A 1,133-nucleotide genomic window follows, 5' to 3' on the forward strand; every position below is an offset into this window, starting at 1 on the left:
GGACAGCCGCGGGAAGAGCGCCGGGTTGGTCGCCAGCGTCGTCACATCCATCAGCAGGATGGTGTGGCCGTCCGGCGGGCTCTTCGCCACGAAGTCGCCACCGATATTGCCGCCGGCGCCGGGCCGGTTCTCGACGATCACGTTCTGGCCGAGGGTGCGCGTGAGTTCCGGAGCCATGAGGCGCGCCAAAATGTCGCTGGTGCCACCCGGCGCGTTCGGGATGATGAAGCGGATCGCATGGTCGAAGGTCTGCGCCCGCAGGGCCGGCGCCGCGAGCGGCGACGCCGCGGCGCCAAGGGCCAGGCGCATGATGGAACGACGGTTCATTGTTGAGTCCTCCTGGCCCGATCCTATCCTGGCCTTCAGGCGGCTGTCGCCCTTTCTCCGGCCTCGGCGAGAGAGCGGCCCAGCCGCTCCAGCAGCAGATCAATGTCGCGGATATCCTCCGGCGTCAGCCGCGGACCGGGCTGGCGCATGGCGGCGCTGCGGATGGCGCCGCGCCGGCGCAGCACCTCCTTCCGCGCGGCCACGCCCCAGAAACCCTGGCCCTCGTAGTTCAGCAGCGGGAGGTAGCGATCGAACAGGTCGCGCGCCGCCTCCCGCTGGCCGGCGACGTGCAGGCGATAGACCTGGGACAGCATCTCCGGATGCGAGAAGCCGGACATGGGTCCGTCGGCGCCGTGATCCAGTTCCGTCGGCAGGTAGAGCGCGTTGTTGCCGGTCAGGATTGCCACGCGCCGCTTCTGGCCCGCGCGCAGCTTGGTGATCTTCGCCGGGCTCGGGATGTCCTCTTCCTTGATCACCTGGATCTGCGGAAAGGCCTCGATGAGCCGCAGTATGGAGGGCACGGACATCCAGACGCCCGTCGTGAAGGGAAAATCCTGCAGCACGACGGGTACGTTGCCGATGCGCCGGAACACCGCGTCGAAGTAGCCGAAGAGTTCCTCTTCGGTGCGCAGGCCATTGGGCGGGGCGATCATCACGCCCGCCGCGCCGAGGGCCATCACCTTTTCTGTCAGCTCGGCGAGGGCGGCGAGGCTCGGGTTGCTCACGCCGACGACCACCGGATGGCCCTGCGCCCGACGGATGAAGCGGCCGGCGACGGTCAGCGCCTCCTCCGCGCCGAGCTTGCC

Annotated in this window: 2 protein-coding genes; both read right to left on the reverse strand. The window is 69.0% G+C overall.

Features of this window, described 5'->3' with window-relative positions; all coding sequences use genetic code 11:
* Positions 1-327: Bug family tripartite tricarboxylate transporter substrate binding protein (locus AC1DWF_RS32255; protein WP_476842601.1), on the reverse strand; the 327-nt coding region annotated here is incomplete at its 3' end.
* Between the two features lie 35 nt (positions 328-362).
* The coding region (locus tag AC1DWF_RS32260; RefSeq protein ID WP_476842602.1) for a dihydrodipicolinate synthase family protein at positions 363-1,133 on the reverse strand (771 nt) is incomplete at its 5' end.

The sequence above is a fragment of the Aminobacter sp. P4_D5 genome, from assembly GCF_056401815.1.